This is a genomic window from Olivibacter ginsenosidimutans (assembly GCF_039542865.1).
In the GTDB taxonomy this organism is placed as follows: domain Bacteria; phylum Bacteroidota; class Bacteroidia; order Sphingobacteriales; family Sphingobacteriaceae; genus Olivibacter; species Olivibacter ginsenosidimutans.
Genome location: NZ_BAABIQ010000003.1, coordinates 139926 through 163701, shown reverse-complemented (window position 1 = coordinate 163701; position 23776 = coordinate 139926). Strand labels below are relative to the sequence as shown.

The following is a 23776-nucleotide window of genomic DNA, read 5'->3' as shown; positions in this document are numbered from 1 at the left end:
CATTTACCATGTGGTAACTCCGATGCCGTTAGGCGTATCAGCAACACCCAAAAATGCCTAATACACTATTTCAGCAATTGATATACCAATAAGGATGCAAGATAAGCCATTCCGGTCATATATGCCAACTGAATGAGCGGCCATTTCCAACTCTTTGTTTCCCGGTACACTACCGCAACGGTGCTCATACACTGCATGGCAAAAGCGTAAAAAATCATTAGCGAAAAGGCGGTTGCTACCGTATAAATAGGCGCTCCTGTAACACTATCACGGGCGTTACTCATTTTCTCACGTATACTCGAGGTATCATCTTCGGGTTCGGCAACACTATAAATAGTAGCCATGGTTCCTACAAATACCTCTCTGGCAGCGAAAGACGTGATTAAAGCAATACCTATTTTCCAATCGAAGCCTAAAGGCCTAATAACAGGCTCGATAAATTTGCCTAAAACCCCTACATAAGAATTTTCCAATTTTTCAGACGATTCCATAATCTGCAATTCTTCTTCATCATATTGTTGGGTATACTGTGCGGATTGGTATTTCTCCTCTATTTTTTCCATACGCTCAGGAGGGCCGTACGTTGCTAATACCCACAGTACAATAGACATGGCAATGATCACTTTACCAACTTGCAAAACAAATGTTTTTACTTTTTCGTACATGGTTAGCCCCACATTTTTCCAACGTGGCATGCGGTAAACAGGTAATTCTAAAATAAAATAAGAACGTTCTTTCGTCTTAATGATTTTTTTCATCACCCAAGCCACTACTATAGCGCCCAAGGTACCCACCAAATACATCCCCATTAATGCTAAACCCTGTAAATTAAAAAAGCCCCAAAGTTTATCATTAGGCACCACCAGTGATATCAACAAGGTATATACGGGTAAGCGTGCGGCGCAACTTATTAATGGCGTAACCATAATGGTAATAATCCGGTCTTTCCAACTTTCAATATTACGGGCTGCCATAATCGAAGGGACAGCACACGCCAAGCCACCAATCATCGGCACGACAGATTTACCATTAAGCCCAACTTTACGCATGATCTTATCCATTAGAAAGGTGATTCTGGCCATGTAACCTGTATCCTCCAAGATCGCTATAAAACCAAACAAAATGGCGATCTGTGGAATAAACACGAGCACACCGCCCAATCCCGCCAGAATACCATCAAATAACAAATCAGCTAACAGTCCCGCCGGCACCAATTGCCTACCCACTTCATCCAACCAGGCAAAGAAGTTTTCAATAAGCCCCATGGGGTATTCTGCCCAAGCAAAAATCGCTTGAAAAATCAATAACAAAATCGCCAAAAATGACACGAAACCCCATACTTTATGGGTTAAGATACGATCAATTTTACCGCTTGGTGTATCCGAAATAACTTTCGGTTTTTGTTGGACTGCTTCTTTCAGTAGATTGCTGATAAAATCGTATCGGGCAATGGTTTCCTTTGTTTGCGCCGGCTGTGGCTGAAAAGCATTTGCCTGTTCTAGTGATTCAATATGATTGCTTTCATCAACCGTTAAATAAGCTAAGTTCTCATGTTGATGTGCCAACAATAAGGCGACATAGTCTTCTTTTATCCGAATATCTTGTTTAATCTGGGAAATTAACTGAGGCGCTAAGGTTGATACCGCAATACTTTCCTGCTGTAATGCGATCTTCGGGGCATCAACGATAGCCTGTTTTAATAGTTCGATATTCTCATTTCGCCTAGCACTAATTGGGATAACTTGAACACCTAACTTTTGAGACATTTTATCTATGTCGATTAAAATCTGCTCCTTCCGCGCTGCATCTGTCATATTCAATGCTAATATGACTGGTATCTTTAAATCTGCTACCTGAGTGAATAGCAACAGATTGCGTTTTAGGTTTGTGGCATCAGCGACGACTATAATCAGATCAGGATGAGACGGATTGTTGGAATTGGTAAGCACTTCCAATACAATAGCTTCATCTTTACTTTTGGGGTAAAGGCTATAACATCCAGGCAAATCAATAACTTCGATGAGCGCTCCATCCGGTAGCTTACACGTTCCTGTTTTTTTATCTACGGTAATTCCCGGAAAATTTCCAATTTTCTGATTCAGTCCTGTTAAACTATTGAATAACGTAGACTTTCCGGTATTAGGATTCCCTACTAACGCAACTTTCATGGATTCTTCTCTTCTCTAAAATAACGGTGGTACTTCTTCAACGATAATGGTAGCGGCTTCTGCTTTCCGTATGCTCAGTTGGTATCCCGCAATCGATACGGCAATAGGATCTCCTAGAGGAGCAACCCGTTCATAAGTAATTTGCTCACCTGGTAAACACCCCATCTCCATCAATTTTATGGAAAGATTTAGATCTGTAAAATCTTTTATAATACCCGATTTACCTGGCTTTAACGCTGTTAACTTCATAGCAAGAACAAATAAACCCAAAGGTAAGGTTTTATTTAGAATGATTCAAAAAAGTTTAAGGATATTATCTTCGTCAGGCCGTTTTACTGCTCAACCACCATCCTTTTAGGTTTTATTCCCACCAATACGAGATAAGCAAACAATCCCATTCCCGTTCCTACGCTATCTGCGAAAACATCCCACCAGTCTCCACTCCTATAGGTAAAACAGGTATATTGCAAAAATTCAGTAAATAAAGCAAAGACAAGAGAAATCAAAAGTACCTTAAAAAAGATACTTATCTGAATGCTATTCGCCCCCAGGTTACTTAAGAAACCTCTACAGAGCAAGATTGAAAAGACAAAGAAGAAACCAGTATGTACCAATTTGTCCATCCCCTCAAATTTAGGAACTTTCTCAACCGTACTCTCCATCGGTAAACAGGTTAGTAGCAATACGATTAGCGCCCATAAAATAGCCCAAATAAAATGCTTCATATATGAGACAAATGAAAAAAGACAAATTCTATCTATTGAAATCTGTTATCAAAAAGGCTGTTATACTCATTCAAAGGGTTTCCTTTCAACAGCCCTCACTCCTGATAACTCAGGAGGAGGAGCGTGTAAATATAAGCGCTAATCGATAACGATTTGTACCTTATGCACCAACAAGCTCCTGGTAAGCCTCGGCCGTTAACAAGCCATCCAGTTCAGCAGGATTAGTAATGGTTGCTTTAATGATCCACCCTTCGCCATAGGGATCCGTATTCACCAACTCAGGAGATCCGTCTAATTGCTCATTTACGATCGAGATGGTTGCAGTTACGGGCATAAATAAATCTGAAACTGTTTTCACGGCTTCAATGGTACCAAATACTTCATTAACGGCAATCTCTTCTCCTACTGTAGGAATTTCTACAAATACAATATCCCCCAATTCACTTTGAGCAAATGCGGTGATACCAATGGTTGCTTCATTGCCTTCAACACGAATCCATTCATGGTCTTTCGTATACTTTAAATCAGCTGGAAAATTCATTATTATGTTTTTTTGCTTTTTTTGCCAAACATAGAGAAAATGCTTGGCATTCACGAACACAAAATTGCAATAAATTCCATTGTACATCATTTGCCTTGATATGCGATTTCTGATTTTAGCCGCTCTGGCATGTCTCTTCTTCCCCAATGGCAATTATTAGTTGAGCTGAAATGCTGTTCAGTTTGTTCAGTTTTTTTATGTCTAATTAAGCATTTCCAACCACGTTTAAAAAATCCAATTGCCACCATACATCAATACATTGCGCTTAAAAGCTGGCTTTAACATATCGCCGCCCCCCCTTTTACAGCAAACAGGCATAAGACCTTCAGCCTAATTTCCGACCATAAAATAAAAAATTATTATATTATTTATAGCTAAACTTATATTGTTATTCCATGCCTAAAGTTGCCAACTTTATCTCTAAACCCTATATTTATCCGCAACTAACACCTTAACAAACCAGTATATGCCATTATTTTTACACACACACATCCAAGAATTAAAAATCAAAGTATTAGAATTTGCGCAAATCAACAAGATAATTGCAGCCGATTGTTATAAACTTGCACTAGACATTTCGGACAAGACACAACAAACCATTAGTCAAACGACCATCAAAAGAGTTTATGGTTTTGCCCAAGCACGCTATGCTCCTTCATCATTTACGTTAAATGTACTTTCACAATATTGTGGGTATGAAAGCTGGACAGACTTTGTCGACCAAATAGAAATGCAAAAAAAACAAGGAATTGAGCATTACTATTGGAACAACATTGCTCAAGTTGCGCATAACATTACCCGGTTTACCTTGCAGACAAACAAACGTAAAAGTGGACTGTCTTATCGTTACACCATCGACCGGCAACCCATATCCCAACACATACAACAATTCTTACAGTCTAAAGCAACGACCTGTATCATTAGCGCACTATCCGGAATGGGAAAAACAATAGGTATTACCCGCTGGGTGGATGAACAACTGGCGATTAATCATGCAGAAAAACGAAATGATATATTTCTATTTGTAACCAGCTCTTCCCTTTTCTTTGCGGCATACTTTGGTTTCGATAGTAACAAATGGTTAGCTCAGCTGTTAAATTTTTCGCCACTGCATTTTGCCAAGTTCCTCACCAGTTATGAAAAAAATGCTCCTGGAAAGCTTTATATTATAATTGACGATTTCAACCATAACATGACGAACAACCGCACCTTTAGCATTATTTTTAAACAAATGATCGATATCGTCGTTCATCTGTCCAATTATTCTTGGATAAAATTCATTATTACCATGCGTCCATCCACTTGGCAAAAATATGGAAACTTTATAGAAAACAACAAAGAAATCAGCAAGTTATGGTTTACCAATTTTGTAGGCCATGGCGCTATTAATTTGCCCCCTTTTAGCACGCAAGAAATCCAGCAACTGATGGATAAGGTACCAACTGCTCCACCAAGTAAAACATGCGATAAAGTACCCTATTTTTCGACTATCAGCACGCCATTGTACTTTCAGTATTATTACCAACTAAAAGGCAGTTCTATACGCATGAATATAGATCAATCTGCTGATGAATATGCTATCATTTCAATTTTTCTCCGCAAAAAAATTCTAAAGGGAGCATTAGCTTCAGAAAAACAATTGCTGCTCAACCAACTCAGTTTCTTCATCGATCTTTCTACAGAATTGCCCATCATCAACAAAAAACAAGTTTATCCAATTATTAAAGAAAACCACCCTATCTACGATGAATTGCTTCATGATGGGCTTATATACGAACATCAGGAGGGAAAAGGAACCCGTGCAACTTACCAAATCAGATTCAAATCCCTTGTTATTGCTGCCTATTTTATCGCACAGAGTACATTTGAACTCTATGAAAATAAAGCAGAAAAACCGCTGATCGATTGGCTAACACACAATAATTATCCAGAAAAGGTAAAAATCGCACTACTCAAGTGGTTTATTCTTTTTTCTTTGGAATGCGGTGACTTAACCGTCTTCAATTATATACAGGGAGTGGCCTTTATTACACCTTATCAAGCATCCCTAATTTCCTATACATGCAATAATTTGGATTACGTTATGCAAACTGATCCAAGCATTACATCGGTGCTGAACCAAAGCCTTGCATCATCAGGTTTTATTGACATAGCACTTGATCACCTGTTAACGGAGCCCGCCTATCAACAGGCACTAAAAAAACTTTTACAATACCCTATTTCTGTCCAACAAAAGATTTTGCTGCACACCTCCTTTGCCTTCTCCGCATTACTATGCCTTAATGATCAAGAAGCATTAAAACATATTGAAGCATTGAAAGCTATCCCTTATCCATTTTACGCTAACTTCCCCTTGAATCCACTTTTAATCATGGAGAACATCTATCATTATTATCGATATCATGTACTCAAAGACGAAGCCTTTGATGAAATTCAACTTTTTTGTGCTAATCCCGAACGAGGTGCCAAGTGCTTACATAACCAGTTAATCTATACACTGGGTTATATTATTCTAAAATTAAAGGCTACGAAAACTATTGAGACCAACTATCTACAAATTATATACCGCCATAATTTAAGAGGAGCGCAAAAGATAATGCCTAATTTTAAAGCAAGTATCCTTCTTGCTATGGCGGAAAAATATTTAATCACCGGACAAAAAGACGTAGCGATACTGATCAGAAATAAAGTACAACAGCTATATAGCACACACATCGTCAATAGCATCCAAAGAGGTCTTTTAGATATGGAACTACTGCGACGTGCAGGAAAAGACTATTTGCATTTGGCCGGTCAACTTATTCTGATGGCTAAAAAATACAATTTAAAATATTTTGAAGCCAAAATTCGGATTTATTTAATCCATACCCTCCATCCGCAGGTGCATAGAGACCTCATTCACGAGCAACAAAAAGCTATTCAAACGCTTTTCGCATATTCTGATTACCAACTGGAAAGTTTTTATAATCTTCTCAAAGCTACTTTAATTAGTTCTTCAACGGTGAGCTGAGAGGCATTTGCTTTACTGATTTCCTGTACGACCTTTTCTGCTTGCACCTTGTTAAAGCCCAACATAACTAAAGCAGTAAGCGCCTCTTCGGAAGTAGATTGATGATGCGGAACGGTTATTAGTGTATCCGGTCCTTCTTTCTTTAGCTTATCTTGAAGCTCTAAAATAATGCGTTGGGCGGATTTCGGCCCTATGCCTTTGATCCGTTGGATCTGCTTTACATCGCCCTGTATAATTGCCGCTTGAATCTCTGCGGGCGTAATGGATGATAAAATCATTCGTCCCGTAGTGGCTCCAATACCCGATACAGAAAGCAGATGATGAAACAAGCGGCGTTCACCTTCTTCAGCAAAACCGTATAAGGTATGCGCATCCTCTTTCACCTGAAAACTGATAAAGAGTTTACATTGCTCTTTATCTTTTATTTGGCTAAAAGTATGTAGGGAGATGTGAATGTGGTATCCCACCCCATTCACATCCAACACCACGTAAGTGGGGCATTTATAAGCCAATTTACCGTTAAAATATTCGTACATGTTATTGATTTATCGTTCCCTCGATTGTACATCTACAACGGCAATCGTAACCATATTGACAATTTCCCGGACCGAGCTACCCAATTGTAATACATGTACCGGTTTTTTAAGTCCCAATAATATCGGGCCTACCGCTTCAGCCTCACCCAATTCTTGTAACAATTTATAAGCGATGTTACCTGATTCAAGGTTCGGAAACACCAATACGTTTGCTGGTTTACCATTAAGCTGGCTAAACGGAAAATTTTCAACAAGCATCTGGTTGTTAATGGCAAAGTTACCTTGCATTTCTCCATCAACCACAATATGTGGATATTTTTCGTGTAGTTTTTTTACGGCATTACGCATCTTATTAGGTGTTTCTCCATCATTTGATCCAAAATTAGAATACGAAAGCAATGCTATTTTAGGTTCGATATTCATTTTCCTGACAGCATCGTATAAGGATACCGTAATGTCTACCAACTCTTCTTCTGTAGGATTTTTGTTAACGGTAGTATCGCCCAAAAAAACAGGGCCTTTTTTGGTTAGCATCATATACATTCCCGCAATCCTACATCCGGCATTTGTACCGATTACGTGGAGTGCCGGACGGATAGTCGTTGCGTAATTCTTGGTTAACCCCGAAATCAAGCAATCCGCTTCTCCAAATTCGACCATACTCGCGCCAAAATAATTGCGATCGAACATAAACTTATGGGCCTCATTTAACGTCAGGCCTCTTCGTTGCCTCTTCTTATAAAGCGACTCTTCATATTGCTTAAACCTAGGGGTATCACTCTCTTCAAATGGATCAATAATTGGCACCTGATGCAAATCCAACGCATTTTCGCGGATGATTTGTTGAATTTTCTCTTTATTGCCCAATAAAATTGGTTCTGCAATCCCTTCATCTCGTACAATTTGAGCTGCTTTCAGGATTTTGTAATGATCTGCCTCTGCAAATACTACCCGTTTTGGATGTTGGCGAGCAGCAGCACTTAAATCGCGCATTAATACATCATCTAATCCTAAACGTTTCCTAAGGTTATCTTTATAGGCTTCCCAATCGGCTATTTCTGCACGCGCCACACCAGAAGTTATGGCTGCCTTCGCAACAGCTGGCGCCACTTCTGTAATTAAGCGCGGATCGGTAGGTTTTGGGATAATGTAATCCTTTCCAAATTTTAAGTTATTTATATTATAGGCAAGATTGACCGACTCTGGAACGGGTTCTTTTGCTAATTTGGCAATAGCATATACTGCAGCCAACTTCATTTCTTCATTGATGGCCGTTGCTCGTACATCCAGTGCCCCACGGAAAATATAAGGGAAACCCAAAACATTGTTTACCTGATTGGGATAATCGGAGCGACCAGTAGCCATAACCACATCCTGACGTGTCTGGACAGCTAAATCATAAGCGATTTCCGGATTAGGATTGGCCATGGCAAAAACAATAGGATTTTTACGCATGGTTTTCAACATATCTCCTGAAAGTACATCAGCGGCAGAAAGACCGATAAATACATCGGCATCCCGAATAGCTTCTTCCAGCGTATGGATATCGCGATCAGTTGCAAACTCACCTTTTAGCGCATCCAAATTCTCCCGATCTTTACGTATGACACCGCTCCGGTCAATCATCACAATATTTTCCGGTTTAGCACCTAAAGAAATATAGATCCGCGAACAGGAAATAGCAGCGGCACCGGCACCATTGACAACAATCTTTACTTCTTCCAATTTCTTTTGTTGCAGTTCACAGGCATTAATCAGAGCAGCTCCAGAAATAATGGCGGTGCCATGCTGATCATCATGCATCACCGGTATGCACATTTCTTCTTTTAACCGACGCTCAATTTCAAAACATTCGGGCGCTTTGATATCTTCCAGGTTTATCCCGCCAAAAGTAGGTTCTAGTAATTTGACCGTGCGGACAAAGTCGTCTACATTTTTTGTATTTAACTCTAAATCGAACACATCTATATCGGCAAAAATCTTAAATAACAGTCCTTTGCCTTCCATTACTGGCTTTCCACCTTCTGGGCCAATGTCTCCCAAACCCAATACCGCCGTACCATTACTAATGACAGCCACTAAATTACCTTTAGCTGTATATTTATACGCATCATCTTTATTTTCCGCAATCTTTAAACACGGCTCCGCAACACCAGGAGAATAAGCCAAGGATAAATCACGTTGTGAATTAGTTGGCTTTGTAGGTACAACTGCAATTTTTCCTGGCCTACCGTTAGCATGGTAATCTAACGCATCTTGCTTCCTATTCAATTTACTCATTTTTAATTTCCAATTTTGTGGTTCTTTTATACTTGCTTGTATGTTCGGTCATTCACGTAAATGGTACATGAAGTTACGTTCCAAAGGTAGTAAGATTTGCTAGATTGTGCTCCTTTATCTTAGTTTATCTTGAATTTTATGCAAACAAATACATTAAAAAAGCATGTTTATTTCAACCCATTCTTTTTTAGCTGGTCTATGTTTTCTAAGGCAAAGTCTTACATGAACACAACTAATTTTCTACCTTTGCAGTATGGCAAGAGAGATACTGGAAAACAAAAGAAAAGCCCTTAACATCAACCTAAGCGAGCAAATATATGGCACCTTTGCCGAAATTGGAGCCGGACAGGAAGTTGCACGGAATTTTTTTACCGCAGGTGCGGCTTCTGGAACAATAGCGAAGACCATGAGTGCCTATGACATGGCCTTTAGTGATGCTATTTATGGTGTAGAAGACAATGGACGATATGTCAGCAGCTCAAGACTGGAAAAAATGCTGGATCATGAGTATGGATTATTAACAGATAGATTAAAAGGTCCAAAATACCAAAACCGTAAATTTTTTGCTTTTGCAAATACGGTAACTACCTTAAATTTTAGTAAAACAAACGACCCTCATGGATGGATAGGCCTCCGTTTCCAATCAGAAATTGGTGGTGCACCTAACGATCTTATCTTTCACGTACGCTTATTAGACAGCGACGCTTCGCTCCAACAAACCGTGTTAGGCATTTTAGGGGTTAACCTCGTATTTGCTGCATACTTTTACATTAACGATATCCAAACGATGATTGAAAGTTTAGCCGATAATTTAGCCGCGCGATCTGTAGAGATAGACCTGGTTAAATTAAGCGGACCAGCTTTTCAACATGTTAATGAACGCTTGGTTAACTTATACCTTATTGCCAAAGGATTTTCTAGCGCTGCAATTTTTGATCAGGATGGTCATGCACATCAAGCCAAAGATTTTCTATATAAGAAGGATGTGATTATTTTAAGGACGAAGTATAGACAAAAGTCCAATCCCAATTTCGATTTGTTCAATTTGGCTGTAGATCAGTTTAAGCGAAATGTGGGTGTAAAAGATAAAAATCTGCTGGTCATGATTGAGGTACTTATGTCTAGTGGTTTGGAAGAAAACCCAGTGCTCAGCAATGAGGATTTACAGTACTTTGCAAAGCGAGCAGAAGAATTATGCGCCACCGGAAACCATATTTTGGTGTCTAATTTTACGAGAAGCCATCAATTGGCTAAATTCCTATCGCAATTCAACCCGAATAATGTAGGCATTTCAACTAACGTTTCTAATTTACGGAATATTTTTAATTCCAAAAATTACGGTGAACATTATACCGATGAGCTATTGGCTTATGTTAGTGGCATGTTTAGTAAAAATGTTAAGCTTTATGCTTACCCATATTTGGATAAAAAGAATAATCAAATTATTACCACCGCCAATATGCCCGTGTCTGTCGAAGCTAAACCTTTATTCAATTTCTTAACGCAAAATCATTACATTATCGATATAGAAAATTACGATGAACGTTTTGTAAAAACGGTGTAGAATGCGATAAAGCAAAAAGCAGATAGCTATTGAAAAATTAATCTCAATTAGGGTAACAAATGAGTAGCACGAGCAGTAGCACTTATTAAGACTGCTACAGCTCGTGTTAAGCCACTTTAAACTGCCGCTTCTGCGTATTCACTTAAAGGTGGACACGAGCAGACCAGCGACCGATCGCCATAGGAATCATTCACACGACCAACAGCTGGCCAAAATTTGCGACTAGCAACGTAGGGCAATGGAAATGCCGCTTCCTGACGTGTATATGGTCTATCCCAAGTATCTGCGCTAATTACTGCGAGCGTATGCGGCGCATATTTTAGGACATTTTCTGTTTTATCAGCTCCCCCTTTTTCAATCGCAGCAATTTCTTTCCTGATACTAAGCAAAGCGTCACAAAAACGATCTAATTCCGCTTTAGGTTCAGACTCGGTAGGTTCCACCATTAGCGTTCCAGCAACGGGAAAAGATACCGTGGGTGCATGAAATCCATAATCCATCAACCGTTTTGCAATATCTCCTACTTCTATACCAACTTGTTTGAATTGACGGCAATCTAAAATCATTTCATGGGCACATCGACCATTGGCACCCGCATATAGAATTTTATAATTACCTTCTAAACGGGCTTTAATATAATTCGCATTGAGGATGGCAAATCGGGTAGCATTTGTCAGGCCATCAGCACCCATCATGGCAATATACGCATGTGAAATAATCAGAATAGATGCGGATCCAAATGGCGCCGCAGCGATAGCAGATATGGATTTACCTTCATCAATATCGACAACAGCATGCCCAGGTAAAAATGGTACAAGATGCTCGGCTACGCCAATTGGCCCCATCCCCGGGCCACCACCACCATGCGGAATACAAAATGTTTTATGCAGGTTAAGATGACAAACATCGGCGCCAATAGTAGCTGGGCTGGTTAGACCTACTTGGGCATTCATATTGGCTCCATCCATATATACTTGTCCGCCATTATCATGTATAATTTGGCAAACCGCTATGATGGATTCCTCAAAAACACCATGTGTTGACGGATAGGTGACCATTAGACAGCTTAAATTAGCTGCATGGGCCTCTGCCTTCGCTTGGAGATCAGCTACATCAATATTTCCCCGCTCATCACAATTCACAACAACGACTTTCATACCTGCCATGGATGCGGATGCTGGATTTGTTCCATGTGCGGATGCAGGGATCAGTACTACGTTACGGTGATGGTCTCCGCGGTCTTCATGATAGGCACGTATGACCATCAAACCGGCATATTCCCCTTGAGCTCCGGAGTTCGGCTGAAAACTCATTTTTGCAAAGCCGGTAATTGACGAAAGCCATTGATTGAGCTCGTCTAAGAACTGCATATATCCACCTACCTGATCAATCGGAGCAAATGGATGTAGTTTACTCCATGCATCCCAAGAAAGGGGTACCATTTCTGTCGTTGCATTTAACTTCATGGTACAGGAACCTAGTGGAATCATCGAATGGCAAAGCGATAGATCTTTAGCTTCTAGCGACTTGATATAGCGCAACATTTCGTGTTCGGAATGATAAGCATGGAATATTTCATGGCTTAAATAAGCCGAAGTACGTTGCAATTGATCAGGGATGGGGCTTTGCAACGCCTGTTCTAATGCACCAAAATCAATATCGGCTAGCGTTTTAGCTTTAACTTTTGCAAATACCCTAATGATTTCTTTAACATCCGCTAGCGTGGTCGTTTCATCCAAGGAGATGTTCACGCTATTTCCGTTATAATGAAAGTTCATTTCATGATTTAATGCCTCCGCATGCAAGGGGCCGCAAAGATCACCTAAATCAAACGTAATGGTATCAAAATAAGTGTCATTTTGTAGGGAATAACCGATTGAACGAAGCGCTTCGGCCAATACGATCGTTAATCCATGGATGCGCTCAGCAATAGCACGGATGCCTTGTGGACCATGATATACCGCATAGAAACCGGCCATAATAGCTAGTAAGGCCTGAGCGGTACAAATATTCGACGACGCTTTATCCCGGCGAATATGTTGTTCACGGGTTTGTAAGGCCATGCGTAAGGCATAATTCCCTGCAGCATCAATGGTAACACCGATAATACGGCCTGGGATATTTCGTTTATAAGCATCTTTGGTTGCAAAGAAGGCAGCATGCGGCCCGCCAAACCCCATGGGTACACCAAAACGTTGGGAAGAACCGACTACAATGTCAGCACCCCACTCACCGGGAGGAGTCAGAATAGCTAAACTCATCAAATCCGCTATAACACCTAATGTGCTACCATTTGTATGTAATGCTTCGGCAAAGGCACGATAATCATCGATGCTACCATCGGCAGCGGGATATTGCACTAAGCCTCCAAAAATAGCGTTATCGAGCACCACCGTTTTATAATCGCCGATGAGGAGTTCAATACCATAAGATAGTGCCCGGGTTCTTAATACATCTAAGGTTTGTGGAAACGTATTTCCGGAAACAAAAAATGTATTGGCTTCTTTGTTTTTCCGCAGACTATATTGCATAAACATGGCTTCAGCTGCTGCCGTTGCTTCATCAAGTAGGGAAGCATTGGCGATTTCCATGCCAGTGAGATCAATGATGGCCGTTTGGAAATTTAATAAAGCTTGTAAACGACCTTGGGCAATCTCCGCCTGATAAGGCGTATATTGTGTGTACCAACCCGGATTTTCAAAGACATTTCGCAAAATGACATTGGGTGTAATGACATCGTAATAGCCTTGGCCGATATACGACTTAAAAACCTTATTCTTGGAGGCCATTTGCTTTAATCGTTGGAGATAAGCCGTCTCACTTAAGGCTGGTGGTAGAGCCAGTGGACTTTTTAAACGGATTTTTGAAGGAACGGTTTCCTCAATAAGTTGATCAATACTTTCGACACCAATAGTGCGAAGCATTTCCGGAACGTTTTGCCCGTTTGGTGCAATATGACGTTCCTCAAATTTCTCTTGAAAATTTATATTTAAGTTCATTCACGTGTGAAAATTATAGATGGCATTAATGTGGTGTGGTATAAAGCATAACGCTGCCTAAGAGAATATTAGCGCCCTATTATCTCGTCTAAAATCCCTTTTTATTTTGGCCACAAACTTAGATAAAATGCTTCTCAAATGCAAATTGGAAAACGGTATGATGAATACATAAATCCATCATTCGGAATAATACCTATTCTACTTGATAGCGGTACACCCCCCTACCCATATTCCCGTTTTCATCGATCCCTTCTACTACTGCTTTATACGTGCCAGTGCCGCTGGCATTATAATACTGGAAGCTTGCCTTACCCGTTTTATCGGTAATGACATCCGGATTCCAATATACGGTGGTACGTAAATCTGCTCCAGGCGTACTTGTTGGTGTGTACTTTGGTAAATAAAAACTACGTTCTGCCTGATAGCCAAGTGGAGTAATGGTAACCACATTGGATTTTGGAAGGAGGTTTTCCAGTTCTGCTTTGCTAATACGGGTACCTTCAGGCTTCTTCTTGGTATTGATAACCAGTACCCCATTGCTTTGATAGGTACGATTTACAGTACCTAGATCATCACGTAGAAAAATTTCGACCGATTCTACTTCCGCTGGACTAACCGTGTTAATGCCATTCACATCGATAGCCATTCCGTTCAAAAATACCTGTACAGGTGTTCGGTTCCCCTGATTATAGTCTCGTGTGATATAGAAATTGTTATCCATAAACGTTAGGCCCATAGCCGCTGTTTGCAAACAGTTTATCAGCAAATTACATCCAGTAAAGCGCGACCCATCAATTAAATGATCGGGAATGGGACTAAGTCCGGAGAGCGCCGGGTATTGAGTATGCCGCGGTTTGGGTGGAGCTTTCGCCGTAATAACCACTTCTTCAAGTAACCGCTCTGTCCGGTATTGTTTCTCACTATTTTTTATATAAGGCGTCAAGGTACTATCGATATTTAAGATTTCATCCGGTGCCGTAGATGCGGGTGTAATAGCCGGATAAGATTCGCCATTTAAGGTAATTTTTAAATTTTTGTAGTTGGCGTTATCCCGAGCGCTAATGGTAATTTGTGCCGAATCCGTAAAGAGCACATTGCTAAACTTAAAATTGCCCTGATCATCAGATAAGGTTTCAACGCCATTTTTTTCATTTCCAATCGTAAGCAATAGCTTTCCGTTAGGTACTGCGATACCATTAAGTAAGCGCAGCGTCCCGCTAATATCAATTCCTTGTTCAGGCAAAAAGGTTAGTCCGGCGACCTTGTCACTGATGATATCCTTATAATTAAAACGGCGATAGCCTTGCGTTAGCATTAAGAGATCAAGATTATTTTTTGTTTCGTCATTAACCGATTTAAAGTAATAGTTGGGTTGTTCAACATAGCCCTTAAGATCGGATGTGAGCAATAAACTAGTTAAAATTGTCGTTTCTGCATTTTCATTAAAAGGTACCTTTGATTCATCAATTACTGCAACGGAGAAGGTTCCTACAGCATCCGTACTATCGTTCCGCGCATGCAATTGTAATTGTACTGCTTGCTTAGGTTTATACGCTTTCTTATCCGTGTTTAGCGACAGCTTTAATTCATGAGGTCGCTGAATGAATACCAAGCGTTCGCTTAGTGGAATTCCGGCAGGAGAAAGGAGCGTAAACTGTACAATGCCAGATGGAAATTTGCTCTTAGGCACGGAAGCGCTGATGGAAGAACTGTTTAAAGGTGTTTGAGCCGCGTAATAAATGACACCATCGCTCTGTGCAACCAATGAGAATACTTTGTCTTTATTTTGTTCAAGGTATAAATTATTTGAAACAATATTGATGGCTATATTAGTGCTGTCCGTTGGATCAATAACTAGACTGGTACCGAAAGGGCGTACTTTTGGCAGTGAATAACTAACTTGTGATCCATTAGCGAGGGTAATTTTAGCCGTATAGCTAGCATCTGTTTTTGGTGTTAACGTAAATTTTCCCATGCCTAGATGCTGCGATTGGATCTTTGTAACTTCTTGTCCATTCTGATCCACTATGGAGCCCTTTACCGAGAGGCCTAGACCATCACCGCCGACCGCCTTGAATGCTACAACACTCGGAATATCGGCGATAAGGTATCCCCCTTCTGGAAAGAATTGTACATCAGGTGTTTGAAAGGCAGAACGCAAGGAATAGCTGGTATTTACGGGCCGAACATTCTCTAAACTAATGGTCGTATTCAATATACTTTCTTTCAATCCCTGCTGTTCGCCACTTAGGTTTACCTGTAAATAACCATTCTTATCGGTAGTTCCACGACCTTTTCCTAGACTAGCCGTTCCGCGCATCAGTTCCCAAGACACCCGTTTATCGGTTAAAGGTTTACCCTCTTCATCTGTGTAGCGGATGCGGCCATTGATGGGTGGATTTTTGCTGGCATTAGCAGCGGTAAAAGTGGCATGGGTTTTTACACGCTTATTAAAAACATCACCTAAGGTTATATTCTTATTAAAAAAATAGTCGGGATCAAAATTCATCATATAACGTGTATAAGCTCGAACACGGTAGTTCCCTTGCTTATACAAGAGCGGATCTAAAACAAGCGTTCCCTTTCCTGTACCTTGTTGTACGGGAATCATCGTTGTCTTGATCAACGAATCCAAGCTGTTTAAAACTTCTACGTATACAATTTTACTTAGGCCCGACAGCTGATGGTGACTGGTAAGATACGCTTTAAACCAAATGGTATCGCCAACGGCATAATAAGGTTTATCGAAATGGAGATATACTTTTTCGAAGGGTTGCTGACTGGCTATATTATTGGTTTTTTCGACTATTGTGTTCAGATTGAGCGCTTTTTGTCGAGATTGCGCGAACGACTTCAAAGAAATGAGTGATAAAACAGCTAAGAAAATATATCTATTCAGGTGTACCATAAAGTAAATACTCGATTTAGAATCGCTAATTTATTGAAATATTTATGCAGTTCTGTTATTTAACAGAATTTTAACAAAAAAAGTCTTTTAGATTGATGATATTTAAAGAAGGTTTTCTTTAGACTGTTTTTTTAATTTGTTCTACTTTTTTTCCGCAAAAAAGTAGACAAAAAACTCATCGCTTGGAACTTTGCTACAAGGGTAGTGCATCAACTTGCAACCGCAAATTTCCTAGGTGATATTTAAGCAGAACGGAGGTTTTCTACCGAGCAGGTGGAAAGCATACCTATATAGTGTCCACCATTAAAAAAACGGCCCATACGGCACGTCCGGTTAAAAGCACCTGCTTTAGTCTTCGAAGATGCCGCCTATAAAATTTACAGGGTGCAATGGGATGCACTTCCGTTCCTGTAAATTTTGAAGCGGCGAGTTTTCTTTGATACTTTCTTTTTCGGAAAAAGAAAGTATATAAAGAACCTTCTTTTATCTTTGCGCCATGAAATGGAAAACCTTATCCTCCGAATATCTTGTAAACGCCCCATGGGCAGTGTTAAGAAGAGATCAATGCCAAATGCCCAATGGCCATATCGTACCAGAATATTATGTACTCGAATATCCTAATTGGGTGAATATTGTGGCGCTGACCCGAGACAATGAAGTAATTTTAGTAAAACAGTATCGTCATGGAGCAGGAAAGGAGTTTTTGGAGATACCGGGTGGTGTTATAGATGAGGGAGAAGATGCCCTGACGGCCGCAAAGCGAGAAATGCTGGAAGAGACTGGATACACCTTTGACAGCTTGGAAAAACTGGTTGACCTTTATCCAAACCCCGCTACCAGCACCAATATTACAACGACCTTTTTAGCTAAAGGGGGAGTTAAGGTGAAAGAACAGGACTTAGACGATCAAGAAGAAATTGACGTACTTTTAGTCTCTATAGATGAAGTCAAACAGCTATTAAAAGAAAACAAAATCGGACAAGCGCTACACGCCGCTGCCCTATTCTATGGATTGGCTGAAATTCAAACACCTTTTTAGGCTATCCCGCCAATGAGGAATTTCGATCGCTAATTGCTGTTTAATTTTTGACTTGTCTAACACCGAGTATGCCGGTCTTTTTGCCTTCGTTGGAAAAGCTGACGTTGATATAGGTAAAAGCTTTACCTGGAGTTGATTGATTTCAAAAATAGCATGAGCGAAATCATACCAGCTAGCCGCTCCTTCATTGCTATAATGATAGCGGCCATATGCTCTTTCCGGCTGGCTGATGAACATTAAAATAACGTTTGCCAAGTCGATACCATAAGTAGGCGTTCCTACCTGATCAGCCACCACATTCAATTGTGTTCTTTCTTTCCCTAACCGGATCATGGTTTTAACAAAATTATTTCCAAATGGCGCATACAACCAGCTGGTACGGATAATAAAATGCTTTTCCCAAATTTGCTCAATAGCTTGCTCACCAGCCAATTTTGATTGTCCGTATACCCCAACAGGTTTCGTATCGTCTGTTTCCGATAATAACCCGGTTTTATTCCCCTCAAAAACGAAATCAGTAGAAATGTGGATGAATTCCACATCAAATTGTTTGCACAACTTGGCTATCGTAGCAGGTGCATCCGCATTCAACACGTTTGCTTGCTCCACTTCATCTTCTGCTTGGTCAACAGCCGTGTAAGCGGCGCAATTAACCACAATAGTTGGTTTGTAGTGGTTAAAAAGGGAGACTAGCTGCTCTTCATTAGCGACATTCGCTTGCTGGGAAGAAAGAAACACTAATCTTTCATTAGCAGAGCCAACAACCGCTTGCAAACATTGTCCCAATTGGCCGTATCCGCCGAAAACTAAAACGTTGCCTTTATCCCTATTCATAAATACTATTTTGTCATGACAACAGGCTTAATGAAGCCTTTTTCATCAAACTGCATTTCATCGATACACGTTTCACGATGGTGAGCATTTTGATCGCCTAATGGTCTACGGTGATAAACAATGTACCACTTATCCTGGTCATCTGCATGTATTACGGAATGATGCCCAGCTCCTGTTGCAATGTTAGCGTCTTGCTGCAAAATAGTACCGATTCGTTTAAATGGTCCAAATGGAGAATCCGCTATGGCATAGGCCACTTTATAGTCGGGACCTGTCCATCCTCCTTCAGACCACATAAAGTAATATTTGTTGTCTTTAACAAACATAAAGGGACCCTCAACATAACTTTCAGGTGTGACTTCCTTATATAATGTTCCGTCGTCAAAGGGTACAATACCCGTAAAATCGTCTTTCAGTTTAACCACATTGCAATGCCCCCAACCACCATAATACATATAGTAGGTGCCATCCGTATCCTGAAAAACAAACTGATCGATAGGCTGAGCCCCATTAACGATTTCGTTAATTAAGGGTTTACCCAACAGATCTTTATAGGGCCCTTCAGGTTTATCAGCGACAGCAACACCTATTCCCCCGATTTCTCCCTCATGAACGTCGTTCGCCCCGAAGAAAAGATAATATTTACCCTGCTTTTGTAAAACAGCTGGTGCCCACATCGCTTTTTTAGCCCATTTTACAGCAGTAGTATCAATGATGCGTTCATGTTTTTTCCAATGGATTAAATCTTTGGAAGAAAAGGCATCCATCAGTACCTGCTCTTCATAAGGGGCAGAAAAAGTAGGAAAAATCCAATAGGTATTTCCATATTTTATACCTTCTGGATCAGCATACCAGCCCGGAAAAACAGGATTTCGCTGAGCATAAGCACCTGAAAAACAAGCACACAAACCTAAAACTATACTGGTACGCAAAAAAGAACGCTTAATTGTCTTATCTATTTTCATTAGAATAATTTGTTTATTCATTACTTAAAGTTTTTATAGGCATTCATGCTGCCTTTGGCGGTTTTAATGGTCATGAAGCTTACATAAATTATTCATAGCCTTTTGTTGAGGGTAATTTATGCAGCTTTCATCTCTTTAATTTTCCTTTTAACGGGGGATGGAACGATCATGATTTTTCACATTTGTTGTATATTTCAACGGTGAACTATAAAGAAATGCTCCTTTATGGCTTGCTTTGGATCACTTCATTCCATTTAAATTCTTACCATAGAATTTGGGCAAAAATAACAAATTAATGGTTTTTTTAGCAAACGCCGAAGTTTTCTGCGATTTTTCTACCTTTATACCCATACATAAGTCTGGGCTACTATGAAAAAAACTTTTGCTACCAAAGCTGAACATGGATTTGATTGGATTGATTTAAGTGATCCTACAGTAAAAGAGATTCAGGAAATTGCTCAGCAATTTTCGTTACATGAAGCGTCTATTAAGGATTGCCTACAGCCCGATCATTTACCAAAGTATGAAATTGTTGACACGTATACCTTTATTATTGTACGGGTATTCACCCAACAACCTATCAGTGAGGCAGATACCATACAAGAGCTCACCAATAAAATAGCTATTTTTTTCACTACCGATTACATGATCACCGTTCATCGAACAGCGCAACCACTTATTGAAGAAGTTAAGACTAAAGCCATTGATGCCAAAGGTTGTACCGATACGCTATGTGTACTTAATCGAATTATCCGAGCTTCTTTGTTAACATTCGAACCTCCCAGTGTAAAATTAGCCCAATCATTAGACTATTTTGAGGAAAATGTCTTTTTGAAACAGCGTAAAGCACCTATTTTGCGCGGACTTTATTATGTCAAACGTAAGGTAGATGTTATCCGACGTTTATTAATCTTATCATACGAAATTATCGATAAAATTGACATGCCAAAACAACGGAACATTTATACACGTGATTTACGTGATCAATACATACGTATGCAAAATATTTATGACAATTTATCCGAAAACACCTCCCAATTACTATCTGCATATTTTTCCATCGCTTCTCATCGCACGAATGAAATTATGCGTGTCTTAACCATCTTTTCTGTATTCTTCATGCCTTTAACGTTTATCGTGGGTGTATACGGTATGAATTTTCATTTTATGCCAGAATTAGACTGGCACCTAGGCTATCCGCTTGTTATGTTGCTGATGGCTTTGATTACCTTTGGCATCTATTTATGGTTTAAAAGGAAAGGTTGGCTATAGCTTGTTGGCCAATTCAATTAAACCTGCACACCACGAAAGACCGACACCAAAGCCCGCAATAATCACTTTGGTATCGATTTCATTCATTTCTTGATTGCTGTAGTTTTTCAGGGCAATTGGTATTGTTGAAGAAACGGTATTTCCCCCATCTCTCAGGTTAATATAAAATTTCGGAACCGGTAAAGCCAATCGCTCCCGCATAACCTTAAGCATATGTGCATTGGCCTGATGAAAAACAAATTGACCTACCTCATCCTTACTAATCTCATTAAATGCTAAAACCTCTTCAATAAATGGAGGCACTACCGTACTGGTAAACCTAAAAATCTCCGGTCCATTCATATAGAGATTATTCTCAGTGTAGAGGTTTCCCCGACCATATAGAAGTTCTAGCGGATGGTGATCAACCGGATATTTCGTTCCTCCATTTTTAATGATAAGTTTATTAAAACCTTGGCCGTCTGTCCCGAACTTAAACTTATAAATTCCATTAGATTCATCATCCCGTGAAATGAATGTCGCCGTAGCGGCATCTCCAAAAATGGCTCTGTTGGAGCGATCTTTCCGATTAATATACTTAGAATACGTATCTGTTGTAACTAAAAGGATATGTGTGGCCTGCCCGCTTTCAATAAAAGCTTTTGCCATACTTAACCCATAGGTATAGCCCGAACAGCCTAAATTATAATCGAAAGCACCCACTGTTTTGTTTAGGCCTAACCGATCTTGTAAGATACAAGCCGTTGAAGGCATGATATATTCGGGACTTTGCGTACAATACAACACATAGTCTATTTGTGCTTTATCAATACGTTGGAATAATTTCAGACAAGCTTTTTCTGCTAAATCGAGGGCCGTTTCATTTTTAGCCACGACGTAGCGGCTACTAATACCTATTTTATATTCAAACTTAGAGAAATCATAATCCGGAAACTCTTCACTTAAATCCTCGTTCGTAACTTTTTTTTCCGGAAAATAATACTCTATAGCCTGTATTCTAGACCCCATAAAAGGTTTTCTATTAACGATTTTAAAAATAAAAAGAGTGCAAACCTACTTGTTTTCAATCTAATTTTTATAAAAAATGAAGAGAAATTTACATTAACGTGGCGGAGGCATTTTGTCTCAAAACAAAACACCAAATTGGTTTTTGGTTCAAACATTAGCCGATTTATAAGGAATAGTAAAACGAAAGGTTGATCCTACCCCTTCTTCACTTTCCACTTGAATATTTCCTTCCTGCAATTTGATGAGTTGATAGCAAATATATAAACCTAAACCGGTACCGGGTCTGTTATTATCTTTAGATGCCTGATAATATTTAGTAAACAATTTAGCCTGTTTATCTTGCGCAATCCCCATTCCAGAATCTTTAATGCTCACCTGTAATTCTTCCCGACCTGCATCGCTCTCCATTAAGGTGCAATTGACTGCTACTCCTCCCTCATCGGTGTATTTAATGGCATTTCCCAATAAATTAATAATCACTTGCTTTAAACGGAAGGGATCTCCATAAACCATATGGTCTTGTGGCCCATTAAAATCAAAATCCAGGGAAATATCCTTTTTCACCGCAATAAAGCGCATGGTCTCGACAGTCTCCTTTATTTCATGAAAGGGTGTAAAAGACACCACACGTAATACATCCGACTGTTGATTTTCAACTTTAGTTAGATCCAAAATATCATTTACCGTATCCATTAACAAATCCGATGACGTTTTTATGGAAGCAACCATACGTTCCTGCTCAGCATTAAGCGCTGTATTACGCATGAGATAGACAAAACCAGTAATCGCTGTTAACGGATTTCGGATTTCATGGCTCATGGTGGCTAACATCTCGGATTTCTGTTCTGCCAAGGCGATCGCTCGTGCATTTTCCACTTTATACTGATCTTCTGCCCTTCCCGCCTTTTTTATATAGATTAATAACAGTACCACGAAAAGCAATACCATTAAAATGGCGATAATTGTAAAGCTATCCAAATCACTTACCGCTTCTTCATATTGCCGCAAAGTCTCCTGTTGGTTTCGTTCCCATGTATACAGATAACTATCTTTGATCTGATCAATCAATTGGCGCAATTGAATAATTAAGGAAAGATTGGAGGAGATTAATTGTTGCTGCGATTCGGCTAGCAAATCGTGTTCTTTATTTAACTTTTTCAACAACTGTTGCTGCACCCGCTCATTGGCCCGTTGAAGTTCCCGATTGATAGAATCTCTTCGTGCAGTGGCCTTTGTCACGGTAAGCAACTTGGTACGTAGGGAATCAGAACTAGGAGAGAAAACGTTCTGTAAGCGTTTAAAAAAGCTTTTTTTCTCTACTGCCGATACGACTTCTTGTATCACGGTATCTTGATGTAATTGGCTAAGGGTGTCTCGCTGAACGTCTACCTGTTCTACATGGTCTATATCGACATTATTTTCTTTTGCACTTTGGATCAGCAACGAATCAAAGCTCTTCTTTAAGGCAAAAACTTTTAAAGAAAGATTCAATTTACCGTCTAAAAATTCTTTGAATTGTTTTTCGTCCGCTACATAAGCATTCGAATCGGCCATTGATGGATATTCTTGTAAAATATCTTCTACCTTATTAAAGACATGGAGCAGTTTCTGTTGATATTCGTTTAGCTTACCGCCGTAACCATATAAGCTGGCTTGTTGAAAATCGTTTTCAGCGCTATTTAGTTCCAACAATACATTACTGATTTCGCCTGTTTCTGGCGGAGCTTTTAATTTAACGCTCAAATAGGCTAGTTTTTGGGCAATAGAATGTCGAAGCAATAAGGAACCAGCGGTTATACAAAACACAAATACTAAAAATACAACCAATAATCGGCGTAATATACCTGACGTCTTTTCCTGACCCTGCGACTTATCCATAGGTATTTTATTCTTTGACTAGGAAAGAATTCCTAATTTAATTCTAATG

16 protein-coding genes are annotated in these 23776 nt (G+C 39.7%); 4 read left to right on the top strand and 12 right to left on the bottom strand.

Going from position 1 to position 23776, the window contains the following annotated elements; genetic code table 11:
- Window positions 1–65: 65 nt before the first annotated feature.
- The 4 genes from feoB to gcvH all read right to left on the bottom strand — a co-directional run bounded on the left by feoB (window position 66) and on the right by gcvH (window position 3434).
- The gene (feoB, locus tag ABD930_RS02030; RefSeq protein WP_345230018.1) at window positions 66–2168 is read right to left on the bottom strand and encodes a ferrous iron transport protein B; all 2103 of its coding nucleotides are present in this window, start codon (window positions 2166–2168) and stop codon (window positions 66–68) included.
- Window positions 2169–2183: 15 nt separating this feature from the next.
- Window positions 2184–2417 (bottom strand): FeoA family protein, encoded by a 234-nt coding sequence (locus ABD930_RS02025; RefSeq protein WP_345230017.1) that lies wholly within the window; start codon window positions 2415–2417, stop codon window positions 2184–2186.
- Window positions 2418–2500: 83 nt separating this feature from the next.
- The gene (locus ABD930_RS02020; RefSeq protein WP_345230016.1) at window positions 2501–2893 is read right to left on the bottom strand and encodes a VanZ family protein; all 393 of its coding nucleotides are present in this window, start codon (window positions 2891–2893) and stop codon (window positions 2501–2503) included.
- A gap of 160 nt (window positions 2894–3053) precedes the next feature.
- On the bottom strand, window positions 3054–3434 hold the full coding sequence (gcvH, locus tag ABD930_RS02015) for a glycine cleavage system protein GcvH (RefSeq protein WP_345230015.1): 381 nt from the start codon (window positions 3432–3434) through the stop codon (window positions 3054–3056).
- Window positions 3435–3900: 466 nt separating this feature from the next.
- Here gcvH and ABD930_RS02010 point away from each other — a divergent pair, with 466 nt between their 5' ends.
- On the top strand, window positions 3901–6444 hold the full coding sequence (locus ABD930_RS02010; protein WP_345230014.1) for a hypothetical protein: 2544 nt from the start codon (window positions 3901–3903) through the stop codon (window positions 6442–6444).
- Here the strand turns inward: ABD930_RS02010 and ruvA are convergent.
- Complete coding sequence (gene ruvA, locus ABD930_RS02005) at window positions 6396–6980, bottom strand: Holliday junction branch migration protein RuvA (protein WP_345230013.1); 585 nt, start codon at window positions 6978–6980, stop codon at window positions 6396–6398. The genes ABD930_RS02010 and ruvA overlap by 49 nt on opposite strands.
- Before the next feature lie 9 nt (window positions 6981–6989).
- Complete coding sequence (locus tag ABD930_RS02000) at window positions 6990–9260, bottom strand: NADP-dependent malic enzyme (protein WP_345230012.1); 2271 nt, start codon at window positions 9258–9260, stop codon at window positions 6990–6992.
- 253 nt (window positions 9261–9513) lie between these two features.
- Between ABD930_RS02000 and ABD930_RS01995 the strand changes: the two genes are divergently transcribed.
- Entirely contained in the window at window positions 9514–10824 is a 1311-nt protein-coding gene (locus ABD930_RS01995; protein ID WP_345230011.1) for a nicotinamide mononucleotide adenylyltransferase, read from the top strand.
- Window positions 10825–10940: 116 nt separating this feature from the next.
- Here ABD930_RS01995 and gcvP read toward each other — a convergent pair whose 3' ends face one another.
- Window positions 10941–13823: an aminomethyl-transferring glycine dehydrogenase gene (gene gcvP, locus ABD930_RS01990; RefSeq protein ID WP_345230010.1), complete on the bottom strand. Its 2883-nt coding sequence runs from the start codon at window positions 13821–13823 to the stop codon at window positions 10941–10943.
- A 193-nt stretch (window positions 13824–14016) separates the two neighbouring features.
- Window positions 14017–16731: a carboxypeptidase regulatory-like domain-containing protein gene (locus tag ABD930_RS01985; protein ID WP_345230009.1), complete on the bottom strand. Its 2715-nt coding sequence runs from the start codon at window positions 16729–16731 to the stop codon at window positions 14017–14019.
- 496 nt (window positions 16732–17227) lie between these two features.
- Here ABD930_RS01985 and ABD930_RS01980 point away from each other — a divergent pair, with 496 nt between their 5' ends.
- Window positions 17228–17770, top strand: coding sequence for an NUDIX hydrolase (locus ABD930_RS01980; RefSeq protein ID WP_345230008.1), 543 nt, complete (start codon window positions 17228–17230; stop codon window positions 17768–17770).
- Here ABD930_RS01980 and rfbD read toward each other — a convergent pair.
- A complete protein-coding gene (gene rfbD / locus ABD930_RS01975; protein WP_345230007.1) occupies window positions 17732–18604 on the bottom strand; it encodes a dTDP-4-dehydrorhamnose reductase in 873 nt (290 codons plus the stop codon). The genes ABD930_RS01980 and rfbD overlap by 39 nt on opposite strands.
- Window positions 18605–18609: 5 nt before the next feature.
- The gene (locus ABD930_RS01970; protein ID WP_345230006.1) at window positions 18610–19590 is read right to left on the bottom strand and encodes a glycoside hydrolase family 43 protein; all 981 of its coding nucleotides are present in this window, start codon (window positions 19588–19590) and stop codon (window positions 18610–18612) included.
- Window positions 19591–19938: 348 nt separating this feature from the next.
- On the opposite strand from ABD930_RS01970, the gene ABD930_RS01965 reads away from it, so the two are divergent.
- Window positions 19939–20841 (top strand): magnesium transporter CorA family protein, encoded by a 903-nt coding sequence (locus tag ABD930_RS01965; protein WP_345230005.1) that lies wholly within the window; start codon window positions 19939–19941, stop codon window positions 20839–20841.
- Here ABD930_RS01965 and ABD930_RS01960 read toward each other — a convergent pair.
- On the bottom strand, window positions 20836–21849 hold the full coding sequence (locus tag ABD930_RS01960; protein WP_345230003.1) for a 3-oxoacyl-ACP synthase III family protein: 1014 nt from the start codon (window positions 21847–21849) through the stop codon (window positions 20836–20838). The genes ABD930_RS01965 and ABD930_RS01960 overlap by 6 nt on opposite strands.
- Before the next feature lie 147 nt (window positions 21850–21996).
- Entirely contained in the window at window positions 21997–23727 is a 1731-nt protein-coding gene (locus ABD930_RS01955; RefSeq protein WP_345230002.1) for a sensor histidine kinase, read from the bottom strand.
- Between the last annotated feature and the right edge of the window lie 49 nt (window positions 23728–23776).

Excerpts from the sequence above, each read along its gene's own strand:
- feoB (WP_345230018.1), bottom strand. The coding sequence starts at position 2,168 with ATGAAAGTTGCGTTAGTAGGGAATCCTAATACCGGAAAGTCTACGTTA.
- ABD930_RS02025 (WP_345230017.1), bottom strand. The coding sequence starts at position 2,417 with ATGAAGTTAACAGCGTTAAAGCCAGGTAAATCGGGTATTATAAAAGAT.
- ABD930_RS02020 (WP_345230016.1), bottom strand. The coding sequence starts at position 2,893 with ATGAAGCATTTTATTTGGGCTATTTTATGGGCGCTAATCGTATTGCTA.
- gcvH (WP_345230015.1), bottom strand. The coding sequence starts at position 3,434 with ATGAATTTTCCAGCTGATTTAAAGTATACGAAAGACCATGAATGGATT.
- ABD930_RS02010 (WP_345230014.1), top strand. The coding sequence starts at position 3,901 with ATGCCATTATTTTTACACACACACATCCAAGAATTAAAAATCAAAGTA.
- ruvA (WP_345230013.1), bottom strand. The coding sequence starts at position 6,980 with ATGTACGAATATTTTAACGGTAAATTGGCTTATAAATGCCCCACTTAC.
- ABD930_RS02000 (WP_345230012.1), bottom strand. The coding sequence starts at position 9,260 with ATGAGTAAATTGAATAGGAAGCAAGATGCGTTAGATTACCATGCTAAC.
- ABD930_RS01995 (WP_345230011.1), top strand. The coding sequence starts at position 9,514 with ATGGCAAGAGAGATACTGGAAAACAAAAGAAAAGCCCTTAACATCAAC.
- gcvP (WP_345230010.1), bottom strand. The coding sequence starts at position 13,823 with ATGAACTTAAATATAAATTTTCAAGAGAAATTTGAGGAACGTCATATT.
- ABD930_RS01985 (WP_345230009.1), bottom strand. The coding sequence starts at position 16,731 with ATGGTACACCTGAATAGATATATTTTCTTAGCTGTTTTATCACTCATT.
- ABD930_RS01980 (WP_345230008.1), top strand. The coding sequence starts at position 17,228 with ATGAAATGGAAAACCTTATCCTCCGAATATCTTGTAAACGCCCCATGG.
- rfbD (WP_345230007.1), bottom strand. The coding sequence starts at position 18,604 with ATGAATAGGGATAAAGGCAACGTTTTAGTTTTCGGCGGATACGGCCAA.
- ABD930_RS01970 (WP_345230006.1), bottom strand. The coding sequence starts at position 19,590 with ATGAATAAACAAATTATTCTAATGAAAATAGATAAGACAATTAAGCGT.
- ABD930_RS01965 (WP_345230005.1), top strand. The coding sequence starts at position 19,939 with ATGAAAAAAACTTTTGCTACCAAAGCTGAACATGGATTTGATTGGATT.
- ABD930_RS01960 (WP_345230003.1), bottom strand. The coding sequence starts at position 21,849 with ATGGGGTCTAGAATACAGGCTATAGAGTATTATTTTCCGGAAAAAAAA.
- ABD930_RS01955 (WP_345230002.1), bottom strand. The coding sequence starts at position 23,727 with ATGGATAAGTCGCAGGGTCAGGAAAAGACGTCAGGTATATTACGCCGA.